Raw genomic sequence first — 15,838 nt, 5'->3', positions numbered from 1 at the left:
CCTGGTCAAGGACGGCATGGTCGTGTCGGTGTCCTCGTCGAGCGGCCTCGGCTGCCCCGATGCGGTGCTCGCCGCGATCGGCGAACGCTTCGACGCAGAAGGCCATCCGAAGAACATCACCACGCTGCACCCGATCGCAGCCGGCGACATGTATGGCATCAAAGGCATCGACCATCTGGCCAAGCCGGGACTGCTGAAGCGTACCTTGTGCGGCTCCTACCCGTCCGGCCCCTCCTCTTCCGAACCGCCGCAGATCTGGAAGATGATCGGCGACAATTCGGTCGCCGCCTACAACGTGCCGTCCGGCATCCTGTTCGATATGCACCGCGAAGCCGCGGCCAAGCGGCCGGGCGTGCTGACCAAAGTCGGTCTCGACACCTTCGCCGACCCGCGCCACCAGGGCTGCGCCATGAACGCCGCCGCCAGCGAGCCGATCGTTTCGGTGCAGCAGTTCGACGGCGAGGAATGGCTCTATTTCCGCTCTATCGTGCCGCAGGTGTCGATCATCCGCGCCACGTCGGCCGACGAGCGCGGCAACCTCACCTATGAGCATGAGGGCGCCTATCTCGGCGGACTGGAACAGGCGCTCGCCGCCCGCAACAATGGCGGCATCGTCATCGCGCAGGTCAAGCGCGTCGTCGAGAACGGCACGCTGAAACCGCATGACGTGCGCGTGCCCGGCGTTCTGGTCGACCATATCGTCGTCGCGCCCGACCAGTTGCAGACGACGCTGACACCCTACGACCCGGCGATCTCCGGAGAAATCTTCCGGCCGCTGTCGAGCTTCCGCACGCCGGAGATGAACGTGCAGAAGGTGATCGCGCGCCGCGTCGCCATGGAGTTGCGCGACGGCATGGCCGTCAATATCGGGTTCGGCATTTCCGCCAATGTGCCGCGCATCCTTCTCGAGGAAGGCCAGCACGGCAAAATTACCTGGGTGATCGAACAGGGCGCGGTCGGCGGCGTGCCGCTGCTCGACTTCAAATTCGGCTGCTCATCGAACGCCGACGCCTTCATGCCCTCGCCGCACCAGTTCATCTATTTCCAGGCCGGCGGCTTCGACGCCTCGCTGCTGTCCTTCCTGCAGATCGATCGACACGGCTCTGTGAATGTTTCGAAGCTTTCGGCGCGGCCGCATGTCACCGCCGGCGCCGGCGGCTTTGTCGACATCACCGCACGGGCGAAGAAGATCGTCTTCTCCGGCTTCTTCAATGCCGGCGCCAAACTGTCTCTGGCCGATGGCGGCATCCGCATCGACCACGAGGGCAAGGTCAAGAAGGTGGTCAACGAAGTCGAGCACATCTCGTTTTCGGGCAAGCGCGCGGTGGCGCAGGGACAGGACATCACCTATGTCACCGAACGCTGCGTGATGAAGCTGACGCCGGAGGGGTTGGTCGTCACAGAACTCGCACCCGGCATCGATCTGCAGCGTGATGTGCTGGCCCAGTCGGAAATTCCGTTGGGCGTTGCCAAGGACCTCAAGACGACACCGGCAGCCCTCTATCAGGAGCAACCGATAGGCCTGTCGCTGAACGGCGGCGCCTCGCTCGGAGGCGCGCGTGGCTGAGCCTCTCGTCACCTTCGAGCAGGATGGCGCCATCGGTACCATCACGCTGCGCCGGCCGGAGAAATTCAACGCACTGGACATTCCGATGCTGCGGGCGCTAGAGACGGCGCTCGACGCGGCCGAGATGGCCGAGGGCGTCCGCGTCGTGCTGCTGCGCGGCGAAGGCAAGGGCTTTTGCGCCGGTGGCGATGTCGAAGCCTGGGCGCAGATGAGTGCCGCCGATTTCCAGGTGCAGTGGGTGCGCTACGGCCACCGCGTCTTGGACCGCTTGGCGCGGCTGCGGCAGCCGACAATCGCCGTCCTGTCCGGCCATGCGCTGGGCGGCGGCCTGGAACTGGCTGCGGCTTGCGACTTGCGCGTGGCGGAAACACAAGTGAAATTAGGCTTCCCGGAAACCTCGATTGGCGTCGTGCCCGGCTGGTCCGGTACGCAGCGCGCCGTGCGCCGCTTCGGCGCGCAGACGGTGCGCCGCATGGCGCTGGGCGGCGAGATCCTTCTCGCCCCCGAGGCACTCGCCCTGGGCATCGTCGACCGGGTGGTCGTGACTGGCAACGCACACGAAGAAGCAAAGGCGTGGGCGGAAAAGATCGCCGAGCGCGGCCCGCTGGCGACGGAAGCCGCCAAGCTGATGATCGCGGTCGCCGAAGGCGAGGAAAGTGCCGCCGCCACCGAAGCGCTGGCCAGCGGCTTCATCGCCCTGACCGGCGATCTGAAGACCGGCGTCGATGCCTTCAAGGCCAAGCAGAAGCCGGCCTTTTCGAGATCCTAGAGCAAACATATGAACGCACCCCTGAAGATCGCCATGCCGGCCGAGGCGGCCGAAGCCCCGAAAGGCTACAAGCTGCTGATCGACGGCAAGCATGTCGATGCCCGCGATGGCCGCACGATTGCTCGAAACAGCCCCGGCCACGGCTTCACCGTCTCGCACTATGCGCAGGCCGGTGAGGCCGAAGTGGAAGCCGCTGTGCTTGCCGCCCACAGGGCTTTCGAAACGGGTCCATGGCCGCGCATGAAGGCGGCCGAACGTGCCGCGATCCTGCTCAAGGCAGCTGATCTGATCGAGGGCCGGCTGGAAGACATCGCCCGGCTCGACGCACTGGAATCGGGCAAACCGATCGCCCAGGCGCGCGGCGAGATCGGCGGCGCCGTCGACATCTGGCGCTATGCCGCCTCGCTTGCCCGTACGCTGCATGGTGAAACCTACGCGAATCTCGGCGACGCCATGCTGGGTGTCGTCCTGCGCGAACCGATCGGCGTCGTCTCGATCATCACCCCGTGGAATTTCCCGTTCCTGATCGTCAGCCAGAAACTGCCCTTCGCGCTCGCCGCCGGCTGCACGGCGGTGGTCAAGCCGAGCGAAATGACCTCGGCCTCGACCTTCGTGCTCGGCGACATCCTGATGCAGGCCGGCCTGCCCGCCGGCGTCGTCAATATCCTGGCCGGACTTGGCGCCGATGTCGGTGCGCCGATGGTCAGCCACCCGCTGGTCGAAATGGTCTCGTTCACCGGCTCCACCCGCGTCGGCAAGATGACGATGGCATCCGCCGCGCAGTCGCTGAAGAAAGTCTCGATGGAGCTCGGCGGCAAGAACGGCCAGATCGTCTTCCAGGACGCCGACCTCGAAGCGGCCGCCGATGCGGCGGTGTTCGGCGGCTTCTTCAATGCCGGCGAGTGCTGCAATGCCGGCAGCCGGCTGATCGTGCACGAGGCGATCGCCGACGATTTTCTCAGCACCGTCAAGGCGCTTACCGCCAGGGTCACGGTCGGCGATCCGCTCGATGACCAAACCAAGGTCGGCGCGATGATCTCGTCCGACCATTTGGCCAAGGTGGCCGGTTACGTTGCGGCAGCCGCGACCGAGGGCAGCAGCATCTACAGCGGAGGCAAGCAATTGGCCTCCAATATCGGTCAATACCTCGATCCCACCATCATCCGCGGCGTCACCGAGGACATGGCCATAGCGCGCGAGGAAGTGTTCGGCCCGGTGCTCTCGGTGCTGACTTTTGAATCGATTGAAAAGGCGTTGCACATCGCCAACAACACGCCCTATGGTTTGTCGGCGGGCGTGTGGAGCGCCAGCATTGACACTTGCATGTCGGTCGCGCGCGGCGTGCGTTCGGGAACCGTTTGGGTGAACACATTCATGGAAGGTTATCCCGAGCTGCCTTTCGGAGGCTATAAGCAGTCCGGTCTCGGACGCGAACTCGGCAAACGCGCCGTCGAGGATTATACCGAGGAAAAGACAATCCAGTTTCATCGCGGCCAGCGCACCGGGTGGTGGGTCGGCTGAGTTGAGAAGAACCCGGCGGCATCCGCCGGTCGTGTAATGCAACAAGGGAGGAAGTACATGTTGCGCAAACTGCTTATCGGAACGGCTCTCGCGTCGGGCCTGGCTTTCGCGGCCCACGCCGAGGACGTCAAGGAAGTCCAGATGCTGCATTGGTGGACCTCGGGCGGCGAAGCGGCTGCTCTCAACGTCCTCAAGGGTGATCTGGCCAAGGAAGGCTATGCCTGGAAGGATGTGCCGGTGGCCGGCGGCGGCGGCGATGCCGCCATGACCGCGCTGAAGGCGATGGTCGCGGCCGGCAATTATCCGACCGCCTCGCAGATGCTCGGCTACACCGTGCTCGACTATGCAGCCGCCGGCGTCATGGGCGACCTGACCGAAACGGCGAAGAAGGAAGGCTGGGACAAGTCCGTTCCGGCAGCCCTGCAGAAGTTTTCGGTCTATGACGGCAAGTGGGTCGCGGCGCCGGTCAACGTTCACTCGGTCAACTGGCTGTGGATCAACAAGGCCGTCCTGGACAAGATCGGCGGCACCGAGCCGAAGACCTTCGACGACTTCGTTGCCCTGCTCGACAAGGCCAAGGCGGCAGGCGTGATCCCGCTCGCTCTCGGCGGCCAGAACTGGCAGGAAGCCACCATGTTCGACTCCGTCGTGCTGTCGACCGGCGGACCCGAGTTCTACAAGAAGGCCTTCAACGACCTCGATGACGAGTCCCTGAAGTCCGACACGATGAAGAAGTCGTTCGACAATCTGGCCAAGCTCGTCACCTATGTCGACCCCAACTTCTCGGGCCGCGACTGGAACCTTGCCACCGCCATGGTCATCAAGGGCGATGCCCTGGTGCAGGTCATGGGCGACTGGGCGAAGGGCGAGTTCCACGCCGCCAACAAGACCCCGGGCACCGACTTCCTGTGCTATCGCTTCCCGGGCACCGACGGCTCGGTGATCTACAACTCCGACATGTTCGGCATGTTCAATGTTCCCGACGACCGCAAGGCCGCCCAGGTCGCACTGGCCACCGCCACCCTGTCGAAGAGCTTCCAGTCGGCCTTCAACGTCGTCAAGGGTTCGGTTCCGGCCCGTACCGACGTTCCGGACACCGACTTCGACGCTTGCGGCAAGAAGGGCATCGCCGACCTGAAGGCCGCCAATGAAGGCGGCACGCTGTTCGGTTCGCTGGCCCAGGGCTACGGCGCGCCGCCGGCGGTCGCCAATGCCTATAAGGATGTCGTCTCCAAATTCGTCCATGGTCAGATCAAGACCTCGGACGAAGCCGTGACCGAGCTGGTCAAGGCGATCGACGACGCCAAGTAAGCGCCACGCACCAAAAACGCCTTCCCCGCTCCGGCGGGGAAGGCCCAGATCCGCGAACATAGATCCGCGAAGCTGGTTGGCCGCGAGTCGACGGGAGGAGCCCCATGAGCACAGTAGCGACAAGCCAGATCAAGCTGACGCCGGAGCATGCGCGGCCACGCGCCTCGGTGCGCTCGCGCCTGCAAGACGCATTGCCGAAGATCGTGCTGGCGCCGAGCTTCGCCATCACCATCGTCTTCGTCTACGGCTTCATCCTGTGGACGATCTATCTGTCCTTCACCAATTCCAAGACCTTCCCGTCCTATGTCCTAACCGGCTCGCGCGCCTATCAGCGGCTGTGGGGCTGGACCTTCGACACAGACCCGCCGTCGAGCTGGTACACGTCGATCACCAATATGGGTATTTTCGGTTTCCTCTACATCGCAATCTGCCTGGCGCTCGGCCTGTTCCTGGCCATCCTGCTCGACCAGAAGATCCGCGGCGAAGGCGTGTTGAGGCCGATCTATCTCTATCCGATGGCGCTGTCCTTCATCGTCACCGGCGTCGCCTGGAAATGGTTCCTGGATCCCGGCCTCGGTCTCGAGCAGACCTTGCATCAATGGGGTTGGACGAGCTTCCATTTCGACTGGATCAAGAATAAGGATTTCGTCATCTACACGGTGGTCATTGCCGGCGTCTGGCAGGCCTCCGGCTTCATCATGGCGATGTTCCTGGCCGGCCTGCGCGGCATCGACGGCGAGATCATGAAGGCGGCGCAGATCGACGGCGCCACCACCTTCCAGCTCTATCGCCGCATCGTCATCCCGCTGCTGCGGCCGATCTTCCTGTCGGCATTCATCGTGCTCGCGCACCTCGCCATCAAGTCCTACGATCTCGTGGTCGCACTGACCAGCGGCGGGCCCGGCGGCTCGGCGTGGCTGCCGTCCAACTTCATGTATGAGTACACGTTCAAGCGCAACGAAATGGCCGTCGGCTCGGCCAGTGCGGTGATCATGCTGATGACCATCGTCGCCATCATCGTGCCCTATCTCTATTCGGAACTGCGGGAGAAGCCGCGATGAGCGCCGTCACCACTCCCGCCCGCCAGGCCTCCGGCGGCGTCAACGTCAAGACCCTCAACCGCATCGTCATCTACGGGCTGCTGGCGCTGTTTGCGCTGTTTTACCTGATGCCGCTGTTCGTCATGCTGGTGACTTCGTTCAAGACCATGGACGAGATCCAGAACGGCAACATGCTGGCGCTGCCCAAGGCGCCGACCTTCGACCCGTGGCTGAAGGCGTGGGGCGAGACCTGCGTCGGCCTCACCTGCGCCGGCATCAAGGGCTATTTCTGGAACTCCATCAAGATGGTGGTTCCGGCCGTTCTGATTTCGACCATGCTGGGCGCGCTGAACGGCTACGTTCTGACCAAATGGCGTTTTCGCGGCGCGACGCTGGTGTTCGGGCTGATGCTGTTTGCCTGCTTCATTCCGTTCCAGTCGGTGCTGTTGCCGATGGCGACCATCCTCGGCAGCCTCGGCCGCTTCGGCGTCACACTGCAGAACTCGGTCGGAACGAGCTTCGGTCTCGGCAACCCGACGGTCAACCTGGTCTTCGTCCACGTCGTCTACGGCATCGGCTTCACCACGCTGTTCTTCCGCAACTACTACGAGGCGTTTCCGACCGAACTGGTCAAGGCGGCACAGGTCGACGGCGCATCCTTCTTCCAGATCTTCCGCCGCATCATGCTGCCGAACTCGATGCCGATCTTCGTCGTTACCGTGATCTACCAGTTCACCAACATCTGGAACGACTTCCTGTTCGCCTCGGCTTACGCCGGCACCGGCGACGCGATGCCGATGACGGTGGCGCTCAACAACGTCGTCAACACGTCGACCGGCGTCGTCGAATACAACGTCAACATGGCCGCCGCGATGATCGCGGCACTGCCCACCCTTCTCGTCTATGTGCTCGCCGGCCGCTACTTCGTGCGCGGTCTCATGGCTGGCGCCGTCAAAGGATGATCTGATGGCTTTTCTGGAAATTGATGGTCTGAGAAAGCGCTTCGGCCAGGTCGAGATCCTGAAAGGGATCGATGTCGAGCTCGAGAAAGGCGGTTTCCTGGTGCTGGTCGGCCCTTCCGGCTGCGGCAAGTCCACTTTGCTCAACACCATCGCCGGCCTGGAGACGATCACCTCGGGCGAAATCCGGGTCGACGGCCGCGCCATCAACGATCTGCACCCCTCCAAGCGCGACATCGCCATGGTGTTCCAGAGCTATGCGCTCTACCCGAACATGACGGTGGCCGGAAACATCTCCTTCGGCATGGAGATGCGCGGCGTGCCGGCGGCGGAGCGCCAGAAGGCGATCGACAAGGTGGCCAAGGTGCTGCAGATCGGCCACCTCTTGCAGCGCAAGCCTAGCCAGCTTTCGGGCGGCCAGCGCCAGCGCGTCGCCATGGGCCGGGCGCTGGTGCGCGACCCCAAACTGTTCCTTTTCGACGAGCCTTTGTCCAACCTCGACGCCAAGCTGCGCGTCGACATGCGCATCGAGATCAAGCGCCTGCATGCCACCACCGGCACCACCATCGTCTACGTCACCCACGACCAGATCGAGGCGATGACGCTGGCGACCAAGATCGCCGTGATGCGCGACGGCGAGGTGCAGCAGTTCGGCACGCCGGCCGAAATCTACAACAACCCGAGCAATCTCTTCGTCGCCGACTTCATGGGCTCGCCGGCGATGAACCTGATCCCGGCGACGATCGGTACGTCAGGCAATGCGTTGTCCGTCGTGCTGCAGCGCGAGGCGCGCGAGCCGATCAACCTGCCGATGGCCAATGCGCCGGCGGGCCTGTCGGCATTCCAGGGCAAGCCGATCATCTTCGGTGTCCGTCCCGAAGCCCTGACCGATCCGGAAGGTGCCGAGCGCAACGCCTCGCACATCGCAACCGCGGACTGTCACATCGAGGTCGTCGAGCCGGCAGGTTCGGACACCTTCGCCGTCACCAATCTCGGCGGCAAGGGCGTGGTGGCGCGGCTGCGCGCCGACGCCAACATTCAGCCGGGCACCAACACGCCGCTCGCCTTCAACCTGACAAAGGCGGTGTTCTTCGATCCGGCGACCGAGACCCGTATTCGCTGATGTATGTCGCCCAAAAGTGGATCCGGTTTTGGGGCAACGACATGCATCAAAACAAAAAACTAAAGCGCGTCGGGACGCGATTTAGGCCATGAGAAATCCGGACATCGTCATCATCGGCTCCGGCATCGGCGGCGCCACGATCGCTTCCGGCCTTGCCGGCAGCGGCGCCTCGATCTTGATGCTCGAGCGCGGCGAGCCGTTGCCGGCGACGCCGCACGCGCGCGACACGCGCTCGATCTTCGTCGACGGCCATTATAGGCCGAAGGAGATGTGGCGTGAGGCCGGCGGCGCCGCCTTCAACCCCGGCAATTATTATTATGTCGGCGGCAATTCGAAGTTCTATGGCGCGGTGCTGATCCGCTACCGCAAGGAAGATTTCGCCGCCATGGAGCACTTTGGCGGGGTCTCGCCGGCATGGCCGTTCTCCTATGAGGAATTCGAGCCCTGGTATTCGAAAGCCGAACAGCTGTTTCGCGTGCGCGGTGCACTGGGCGAGGATCCGACCGAGCCGTTCCATTCGATCCCCTACGCCTACAAGCCGGTGCCCGACGAGGCGCCGATCGCCCGCGCCCGCGCCGAGCTGAAAAACCTCGGCCTGCATCCGGCCTCGCTGCCGCTCGGCGTCGACATCGACACCTGGCTGAAAGAGGGCAAGACCGGCTGGGATGCGTTTCCCAACACCGGCCAGGGCAAGGTCGACGCGCAGACAGGACCGCTGACGGCGGCCCTGAAGGACACCAACATCCGGCTCGAGACCGGCTGTTATGTCGAGTACCTGGAGGCATCGACCGACGGCAAAACCATTGCTGCCATCCACTATCGGCAGAATGGTGAGCTGAAAAAGGTCGCGCCGAAACTGGTCATCCTCTCCGCTGGCGCGGTCAATTCCGCCGTCATCCTGCTGCGATCACCGTCTCCTGATGGCAAGGGCCTTGCCAACCGCTCCGATCAGGTCGGGCGCAATTTCATGAACCACAATTCCAGCGCCATGCTGGCGATCGATCCGCGCCGCCGCAACGATGCCGTCTACCAGAAGACGCTGATGCTCAACGACTACTATCTGTCCGACGGCAAGGGCGGTAAGCCGCTGGGGAACGTCCAACTGCTCGGCAAGATCGACGGCAACATGCTGCGGGCCAATGTCAAGTACACGCCGGGATTCGCGCTCGACTTCATGGCCGGCCACGCCGTCGACTGGTACCTTATGTGCGAAGACCTGCCCGACCCGGAAAGCCGCATCATGGTCGACGGCAAGGACATCGTCATGCAGTGGCGGCGCTCCAACATGCAGTCGCTCGACGAGCTGAACAAGGTAATGCGCGAAAACTTCCGCGCCTGCGGCTATCCCATCGTGCTGTCGCGCCCCTTCGACAAGCGCACGCCGTCGCATCAATGCGGCACGGTCAAGATGGGCGACGATCCGGCGGCGGCGGCGCTCGACCCCTACTGCCGCTCCTTCGACCACCGGAACCTGTTCGTCGTCGACGCCGGTTTCCTGCCGAACTCGGCGGCGGTCAACCCAGCGCTGTCGATTGCAGCCCAAGCGCTGCGCGTTGCTGACCACATCCGCAAGACGGACCTCGCCGCATGACCCGCCCCGCCGCCATCGTCACCGGCGGCGCGCGCGGCATCGGCCTCGCCTGCGCCCAGGCACTGGCGGATGCCGGCTTCGATATTCTGGTCGCCGACCTTGCCGAAACAGCCGCCGACGGACTTGCCCCCGACATCACCAAGCGTGGCGCAAAATTCGCCTATGTCAGGTGCGACATCGCGGACCTCGACACCCATACAGCACTTGTCGATGCCGCGATGCGCGCCTTCGGCCGCATCGACTGCCTGGTCAACAATGCCGGCGTCGGCGCCGTGATGCGCGGTGACCTCTTGGACCTCAAGCCGGAAAATTTCGACCGCACGCTCGGCATCAATCTGCGCGGCACCGTCTTCCTCAGCCAGGCTGTCGCCAAGGCGATGCTGGCTGCGCCAGGCGATCAGAGATCGATCATCACCATCACCTCGGTCAGTGCTGAAATGGCGTCGCCGGAACGGCCGGACTACTGCATCTCGAAGGCCGGGCTTTCGATGTGGGTGAAGAACCTGGCGTTGCGGCTTGCGCCTGAAAACATCGGCGTCTTCGAAGTCCGGCCCGGCATCATCCGCACCGACATGACCTCAGGCGTGACCGCCAAATATGACGCCCTTGTCGACGGCGGCCTGGTTCCGGCCAAACGCTGGGGCGAAGCATCGGACATCGGCGCGGTGGTGGCGACGCTCGCCGGCGGCAAGCTCGGCTTTTCGACCGGCTCGATCATCAATGTCGACGGCGCGCTCTCGGTGCCACGGCTATGAATGGATCAGGAAATGACTGACTATATCATCGTGGGCGCCGGTCCTGCCGGCTGCGTTATGGCCAACCGGCTGAGCGAAGATCCCAGCAATTCGGTCCTGCTGCTGGAAGCCGGCGGCAAGGACTGGCACCCCTACATCCACCTGCCGGCGGGCTTCGCCAAGATGACCAAAGGCATTGCTTCCTGGGGTTGGTCGACCGTGCCGCAAAAGCACATGAAGGACCGCGTCTTCTGGTACACGCAGGCCAAGGTGGTCGGCGGCGGCTCGTCCATCAACGCGCAGATCTACACGCGCGGCAATGCCCGCGACTACGACGCCTGGGAGAAGGAAGAAGGCCTCGCCGGCTGGGGCTATCGCGACGTGCTGCCCTATTTCAAGCGCGCCGAAAACAACCAGCGCTACGCCAACGACTTTCATGGCGACCAGGGCCCGCTCGGCGTGTCCAACCCGATTTCGCCGCTGCCTATCTGCGAGGCCTATTTCCGTGCCGGCCAGGAGATGGGCATCCCCTTCAACCCGGACTTCAACGGCGCTGCCCAGGAAGGCGTCGGCTACTACCAGTTGACCCAGAAGGATGCCCGGCGCTCGTCCGCTTCAGTCGCCTATTTGAAGCCGATCCGCGCCCGCAAGAATCTGACCGTCCGAACCGATGTGCTGGTGACGCGCATCGTCGTCGAGAACGGTCGCGCTATCGGCGTCGAGGTGGTCGACAGGCCGGGCGGCGAGAAGAAAATCCTGCGCGCCGAACGCGAGGTGATCGTCTCGTCCGGCGCCATCGGCTCGCCGAGGCTCCTGATGCAGTCGGGGATCGGCCCCGCGGACCATCTGAAGTCGGTCGGCGTGACGCCGGTGCATGACCTGCCCGGCGTCGGCTCCAACATGCAGGACCATCTCGATTTGTTCGTCATCGCCGAATGCACCGGCGATCACACCTATGACAACTACGCCAAGCTGCACCGCACGGCCTGGGCCGGTCTGCAATATCTGCTGCTGAAGAAAGGCCCGGTGGCCTCCAGCCTGTTCGAGACCGGCGGCTTCTGGTACGCCGACCCGACCGCCGCCTCGCCCGACATTCAGTTCCATCTCGGCTTGGGATCCGGCATCGAGGCCGGCGTCGAGAAGCTGAACAATCCAGGTGTCACCCTGAACTCGGCCTTCCTGCGGCCGCGCTCACGCGGCACGGTGCGGCTGAAGAGTGCCGACCCGGCCGACCACCCGCTGATCGATCCGAACTACTGGTCCGATCCCTATGACCGCGCCATGTCGATCAAGGGGCTGCGACTGGCGCGCCAGATCATGCGGCAGAAGGCGCTTGCCCCTTACGTGCTGCGCGAAGTGCTGCCCGGGCCGTCGCTCGCCAGCGACGACGAGCTGTTCGACTATGCCTGCCGCACCTCCAAAACCGACCATCACCCGGTTGGCACCTGCCGCATGGGCCATGACGACATGGCCGTGGTGACACCGGATCTGCGGTTGCGCGGCATCGAGGGCCTGCGCGTTTGCGATGCCTCGGTGATGCCGCGCGTGCCTTCATCCAACACCAATGCGCCGACAATAATGGTCGGTGAAAAAGGAGCCGATCTGGTCCTCGGCCGCGAGCCGCTGCCGCCGGCGGTGTTTTCCGGAAACCGGGCTGATTAGCCGCTGAGGAGCAAGACATGATCAGGCACTGTGTTTTCGCTAGATTTCGCAATGATGTCGCCGCTACCGAGCGCACGGCGGTCCATGCCGATCTCGAGGCGCTGCGACAGCTGATCGACGGCATGGACGCCGTAAAATTCAGCGCCAATGTCAGCCCGGAGCCGTTCGCACGCGGCTTCACCCATGGCTTCACCATCGACTTCCGCGATGCTGCCGCGCGCGATGCCTATCTTGTGCATGAAGCGCACCAGCGCGCCGGCGCACGCCTGGTCGCTGCCCTGGAAGGCGGCACGGACGGGCTGATGGTGTTTGATCTCGAAATCTAGACTCACCGTCAAGCCACGATCGAGTTCATCGACAGATGGCACCGGTCGCTCCTCATTGCACCTCAGCGGGCGTTCGATCAAATGAGCCGCGCGAAAAAGTGACCACCGGTCTTCCCTGAACTGGCTGATAATTCCTCATATCGATGATGGTGGAGGAGGAAGATTTGCCCCTTAATTCGCAGCAGAAGAAGACCGTGCTCGCCTCGTTCCTGGGCTGGACGCTCGATGCTTTCGATTTCTTCCTTCTGACATTCCTGCTCACCGATATCGCGACCGAATTCCACGCCGACGTGCCCGCGGTCTCCAAGGCGCTGTTCCTGACCTTGGCCACACGCTTCATCGGCGCGTTCTTCTTCGGCATGCTTGCCGACAAATACGGGCGCAAGCCGATCCTCATGCTCAACATCGTGAGCTATTCGGTGATCGGCGCGCTGGCCGCCTTCTCGCCCAATCTCGGCATCTTCCTCGCCCTGCGTGCGCTGTTCGGCATCGCCATGGGCGGCGAATGGGGGCTTGGCAGTTCGCTGGCCATGGAATCCATTCCGCCGAGCGCACGCGGCATGGTCTCCGGCATCCTGCAATGCGGCTATCCGGCCGGCTATCTGCTGGCGGCGGTGGTCTATGGCCTGCTCTATCAGCAGACGATCGGCGGCTACACGATCGGCTGGCGCGCCATGTTCCTGCTCAGCTTCGTGCCGGCGCTGATTGTGCTCTTCATCCGCTCGCATGTGCCGGAATCGCCGGCCTTCGTCGAAGCGCAGAAGACGGCTCGACCGGGCATGTGGGAAACCCTGCAGAAACACTGGGGTGTCGCGCTCTATGCCGTCGTGCTGATGATGTTCTTCAATTTCTTCAGTCATGGCACGCAGGACCTCTACCCGACCTTCCTGAAGAAGCAGCACGGCTTCGATCCGCATACGGTGAGCTGGATCACCATCGTCGCCAATATCGGCGCCATCGTCGGCGGCCTGGCGTTCGGCGCGCTGTCCGAAAAGATCGGCCGCGTCAACGCCATCACGCTGGCCTGCCTGATCGCCTTGCCGTCGATCCCGCTATGGGCCTACTCGACCACGCCGTTCATGCTCGCCATCGGCGCCTTCGTCATGCAGGTCGCGGTCCAGGGCGCCTGGGGCGTCATCCCCGTGCACCTCAACGAGCTTTCGCCCGGGGCGGTGCGGGCGACCTTGCCCGGCTTTATCTATCAGGCGGGCAATCTCGCCGCGTCCTATGGCGGCCCCTATCAGGCAGGAATCGCGGAAAGCGCCGGAGGCAGCTATGGCTATGCCCTGGCGCTGTTCGCAGGCGTGGTCGCCATCTGCATCATCGTCGTCATACGTTTCAGTCCAGAACGACGTGGCCAGTTGATGACCGTACTCAATTAGGGTCGAAATCAGCCGAGCCTGAGCGCAACGACACCGGCGACGATGCTGAGCGCGGCGGCACCGCGCCAGCCGGTCATTTTTTCGCCGAGAGCGAAGACCGAGATCATCATGGCAAACAGGATCGAGGTTTCGCGCAGCGAGGCCACGGAGGCGATCGGCGCCTTGGTCATCGCCCACATGACGATCCAGTAGGCGGCGCCGCTGAGCACGCCCGTGAACAGTCCTGCCTTCCAGTCGCGCGCCAACACCGGCAGCGCCTTCGGCCCGCGGAAGATGAGGCACAGCACCAAGGCGCCAAAAGCATCGCAGATGAACAGCCAGGCTGCATAGCTCTGCGCGGTTGCCGCCAGCCGTGCGCCGCTGCCGTCGGACAGCGTGTAACTGGCAATGAAGATGGAAGTGCCCAGTGCGAAGCCAACCGCGCGCAGATTGAGTTTTTCCAGATATGCGCCGCCACGAAACGACATCACCAGCGTGCCGGCCGACAACAGGAAGATGCCGAGCATGGCGAACGGGCCGGGAATCTCGGCAACGACGAACATGCCGCCAAAGGCCGAGAGCAGAGGTGCGGTGCCCCGCGCCAGCGGATAGGTCTGGGCGAAATCGCCCGCCTTGTAGGCGCCGATCAGGAAGGTGCGGTAGCCCATGTGGAAAATGACGGAGGCGATGATGTAGGGCCACACCTCCGCCTTCGGCACTTCGACGAAGGGCAGCACCACGAGTGCCGCCGCGCCCATGCCGAGCGTCATCAGCGTGATCGACAGGAAGCGGTCGAGATGGACCTTGACCAGCGCGTTCCAGATCGCGTGCATGGCGGCGGCGGCAAGCACTGCGAAAAAGACGAAAAGCGTCATGTGGCAATGCCGGGCGTTTCCAGGTCGATGTCGACCCGCAACGGAAAATGATCCGACGCAACCTCGTCGATATCGGCACCGATCGAACGCACCCGCCCGGCGAACATGCCGCCGACGAAGCAATGGTCGAGCCGGCGCTTTGCCAGTCTGCCGTCGATGGTCTTCACATGGGTGTGGAAGTCCGGAACCGGCTCCCCGGCAACAGCGGCGGCATCGACGAAACCGCTGAGATAGGCGGCACCCCGATGGTAGGGCGTGCTGCCGACGATGCGGCGATATTCGGCGCTGCCCGGCTCCATGTTGAAATCGCCCATCCAGATCGCCGCCAGCGGGTTTTCCGGCTCCGCTTCGCCGCTGGTCCAGTTGCGCGTGGGCTCGTCGTCGACGCCGCTCCACGGCCCGCCGTCGGACGGTGCCCGGCGATGCTCGGCCAGGAGATAGTCGATCTGCTCCAGCCGCTCCTCGGCCGCGATATGGGCGAGATGCAGCGACAACACCCGCGCCGGCCCTGCCGGCGTGCGGATCATGCATTCAAGTGCTGCATTGCGGGTGTTGAGCGGCCGCAGCGTGCGGCGCATCGGCAGCGCATGCAGCCGCGACCAGACGATCGGCAGTTTCGACAGCACCATGGTGCCGAACTGGCGGCGCCGGTTGACCAGGCGGCCGTCATGCCGCTCGCTGGCGTCCATGTCGAAGGCCGGGCCATAGACCCAGTGATAGTCGGGCAGCAGGCTGGAAAGCAGTTCCGGCTGATCGTCGAAATTGCTGCGCTGCCAGTGACGCTCGACTTCCTGCAGTGCAATGACGTCGGCGCCGGCAACGATGCGCGCGGCGCGCGAAAGATCGTAGCGCCCGTCGCTGCCGAACCCGTACTGGATGTTGTAGCTGACCAGCTTCATTGCTTATCCGGCTCAATTTCGTGTTGGCAGTAGCGGTTCGATGCCGCGGTTGCAATGTGCAGGAGAATGGACGTGGCTTGGACCAGCCTTGCCCCTGACC

General features: G+C 63.8%; 14 protein-coding genes. 12 read left to right on the top strand and 2 right to left on the bottom strand.

Annotated features, from left to right (window positions below):
- The first annotated feature begins 16 nt into the window (after nt 1–16).
- The 12 genes from AC0NIL_RS09695 to AC0NIL_RS09640 all read left to right on the top strand — a co-directional run bounded on the left by AC0NIL_RS09695 (nt 17) and on the right by AC0NIL_RS09640 (nt 13,985).
- Nucleotides 17–1,567 carry an acyl CoA:acetate/3-ketoacid CoA transferase gene (locus tag AC0NIL_RS09695; protein WP_474048774.1) on the top strand — a complete coding sequence of 517 codons (1,551 nt, stop codon included), beginning with the start codon at nt 17–19 and terminating at the stop codon, nt 1,565–1,567.
- Entirely contained in the window at nt 1,560–2,336 is a 777-nt protein-coding gene (locus AC0NIL_RS09690) for an enoyl-CoA hydratase/isomerase family protein (RefSeq protein WP_473572540.1), read from the top strand. Before AC0NIL_RS09695 ends, AC0NIL_RS09690 begins: the two co-directional genes overlap by 8 nt.
- Before the next feature lie 9 nt (nt 2,337–2,345).
- Nucleotides 2,346–3,857 (top strand): aldehyde dehydrogenase family protein, encoded by a 1,512-nt coding sequence (locus tag AC0NIL_RS09685; RefSeq protein ID WP_473572541.1) that lies wholly within the window; start codon nt 2,346–2,348, stop codon nt 3,855–3,857.
- A 57-nt stretch (nt 3,858–3,914) separates the two neighbouring features.
- Nucleotides 3,915–5,168 carry an ABC transporter substrate-binding protein gene (locus AC0NIL_RS09680; RefSeq protein WP_013529701.1) on the top strand — a complete coding sequence of 418 codons (1,254 nt, stop codon included), beginning with the start codon at nt 3,915–3,917 and terminating at the stop codon, nt 5,166–5,168.
- A gap of 104 nt (nt 5,169–5,272) precedes the next feature.
- A complete protein-coding gene (locus AC0NIL_RS09675; protein WP_024502750.1) occupies nt 5,273–6,229 on the top strand; it encodes a carbohydrate ABC transporter permease in 957 nt (318 codons plus the stop codon).
- Nucleotides 6,226–7,170 (top strand): carbohydrate ABC transporter permease, encoded by a 945-nt coding sequence (locus tag AC0NIL_RS09670; RefSeq protein ID WP_027161386.1) that lies wholly within the window; start codon nt 6,226–6,228, stop codon nt 7,168–7,170. Before AC0NIL_RS09675 ends, AC0NIL_RS09670 begins: the two co-directional genes overlap by 4 nt.
- Nucleotides 7,171–7,174: 4 nt before the next feature.
- A complete protein-coding gene (locus AC0NIL_RS09665) occupies nt 7,175–8,290 on the top strand; it encodes an ABC transporter ATP-binding protein (protein WP_013529698.1) in 1,116 nt (371 codons plus the stop codon).
- Nucleotides 8,291–8,378: 88 nt separating this feature from the next.
- Entirely contained in the window at nt 8,379–9,881 is a 1,503-nt protein-coding gene (locus AC0NIL_RS09660; protein WP_473572542.1) for a GMC oxidoreductase, read from the top strand.
- Nucleotides 9,878–10,636 (top strand): 3-ketoacyl-ACP reductase, encoded by a 759-nt coding sequence (locus AC0NIL_RS09655; RefSeq protein WP_473572543.1) that lies wholly within the window; start codon nt 9,878–9,880, stop codon nt 10,634–10,636. The genes AC0NIL_RS09660 and AC0NIL_RS09655 overlap by 4 nt, the downstream gene beginning before the upstream one ends.
- Before the next feature lie 12 nt (nt 10,637–10,648).
- On the top strand, nt 10,649–12,277 hold the full coding sequence (locus AC0NIL_RS09650; protein WP_473572544.1) for a GMC family oxidoreductase: 1,629 nt from the start codon (nt 10,649–10,651) through the stop codon (nt 12,275–12,277).
- Nucleotides 12,278–12,294: 17 nt separating this feature from the next.
- Nucleotides 12,295–12,603, top strand: a complete 309-nt coding sequence (locus AC0NIL_RS09645; RefSeq protein WP_013529693.1) for a Dabb family protein — start codon at nt 12,295–12,297, stop codon at nt 12,601–12,603.
- Nucleotides 12,604–12,749: 146 nt separating this feature from the next.
- Entirely contained in the window at nt 12,750–13,985 is a 1,236-nt protein-coding gene (locus AC0NIL_RS09640) for an MFS transporter (protein WP_013529692.1), read from the top strand.
- An 8-nt stretch (nt 13,986–13,993) separates the two neighbouring features.
- On the opposite strand, the gene AC0NIL_RS09635 is transcribed toward AC0NIL_RS09640, so the two are convergent.
- On the bottom strand, nt 13,994–14,839 hold the full coding sequence (locus tag AC0NIL_RS09635) for an EamA family transporter (RefSeq protein ID WP_337123683.1): 846 nt from the start codon (nt 14,837–14,839) through the stop codon (nt 13,994–13,996).
- Nucleotides 14,836–15,738 (bottom strand): endonuclease/exonuclease/phosphatase family protein, encoded by a 903-nt coding sequence (locus tag AC0NIL_RS09630; RefSeq protein WP_027161382.1) that lies wholly within the window; start codon nt 15,736–15,738, stop codon nt 14,836–14,838. Before AC0NIL_RS09630 ends, AC0NIL_RS09635 begins: the two co-directional genes overlap by 4 nt.
- Nucleotides 15,739–15,838: the final 100 nt, after the last annotated feature.

The organism is Mesorhizobium sp. WSM1343 (assembly GCF_055901535.1).
This window is presented reverse-complemented; position numbering and strand designations above follow the sequence as displayed.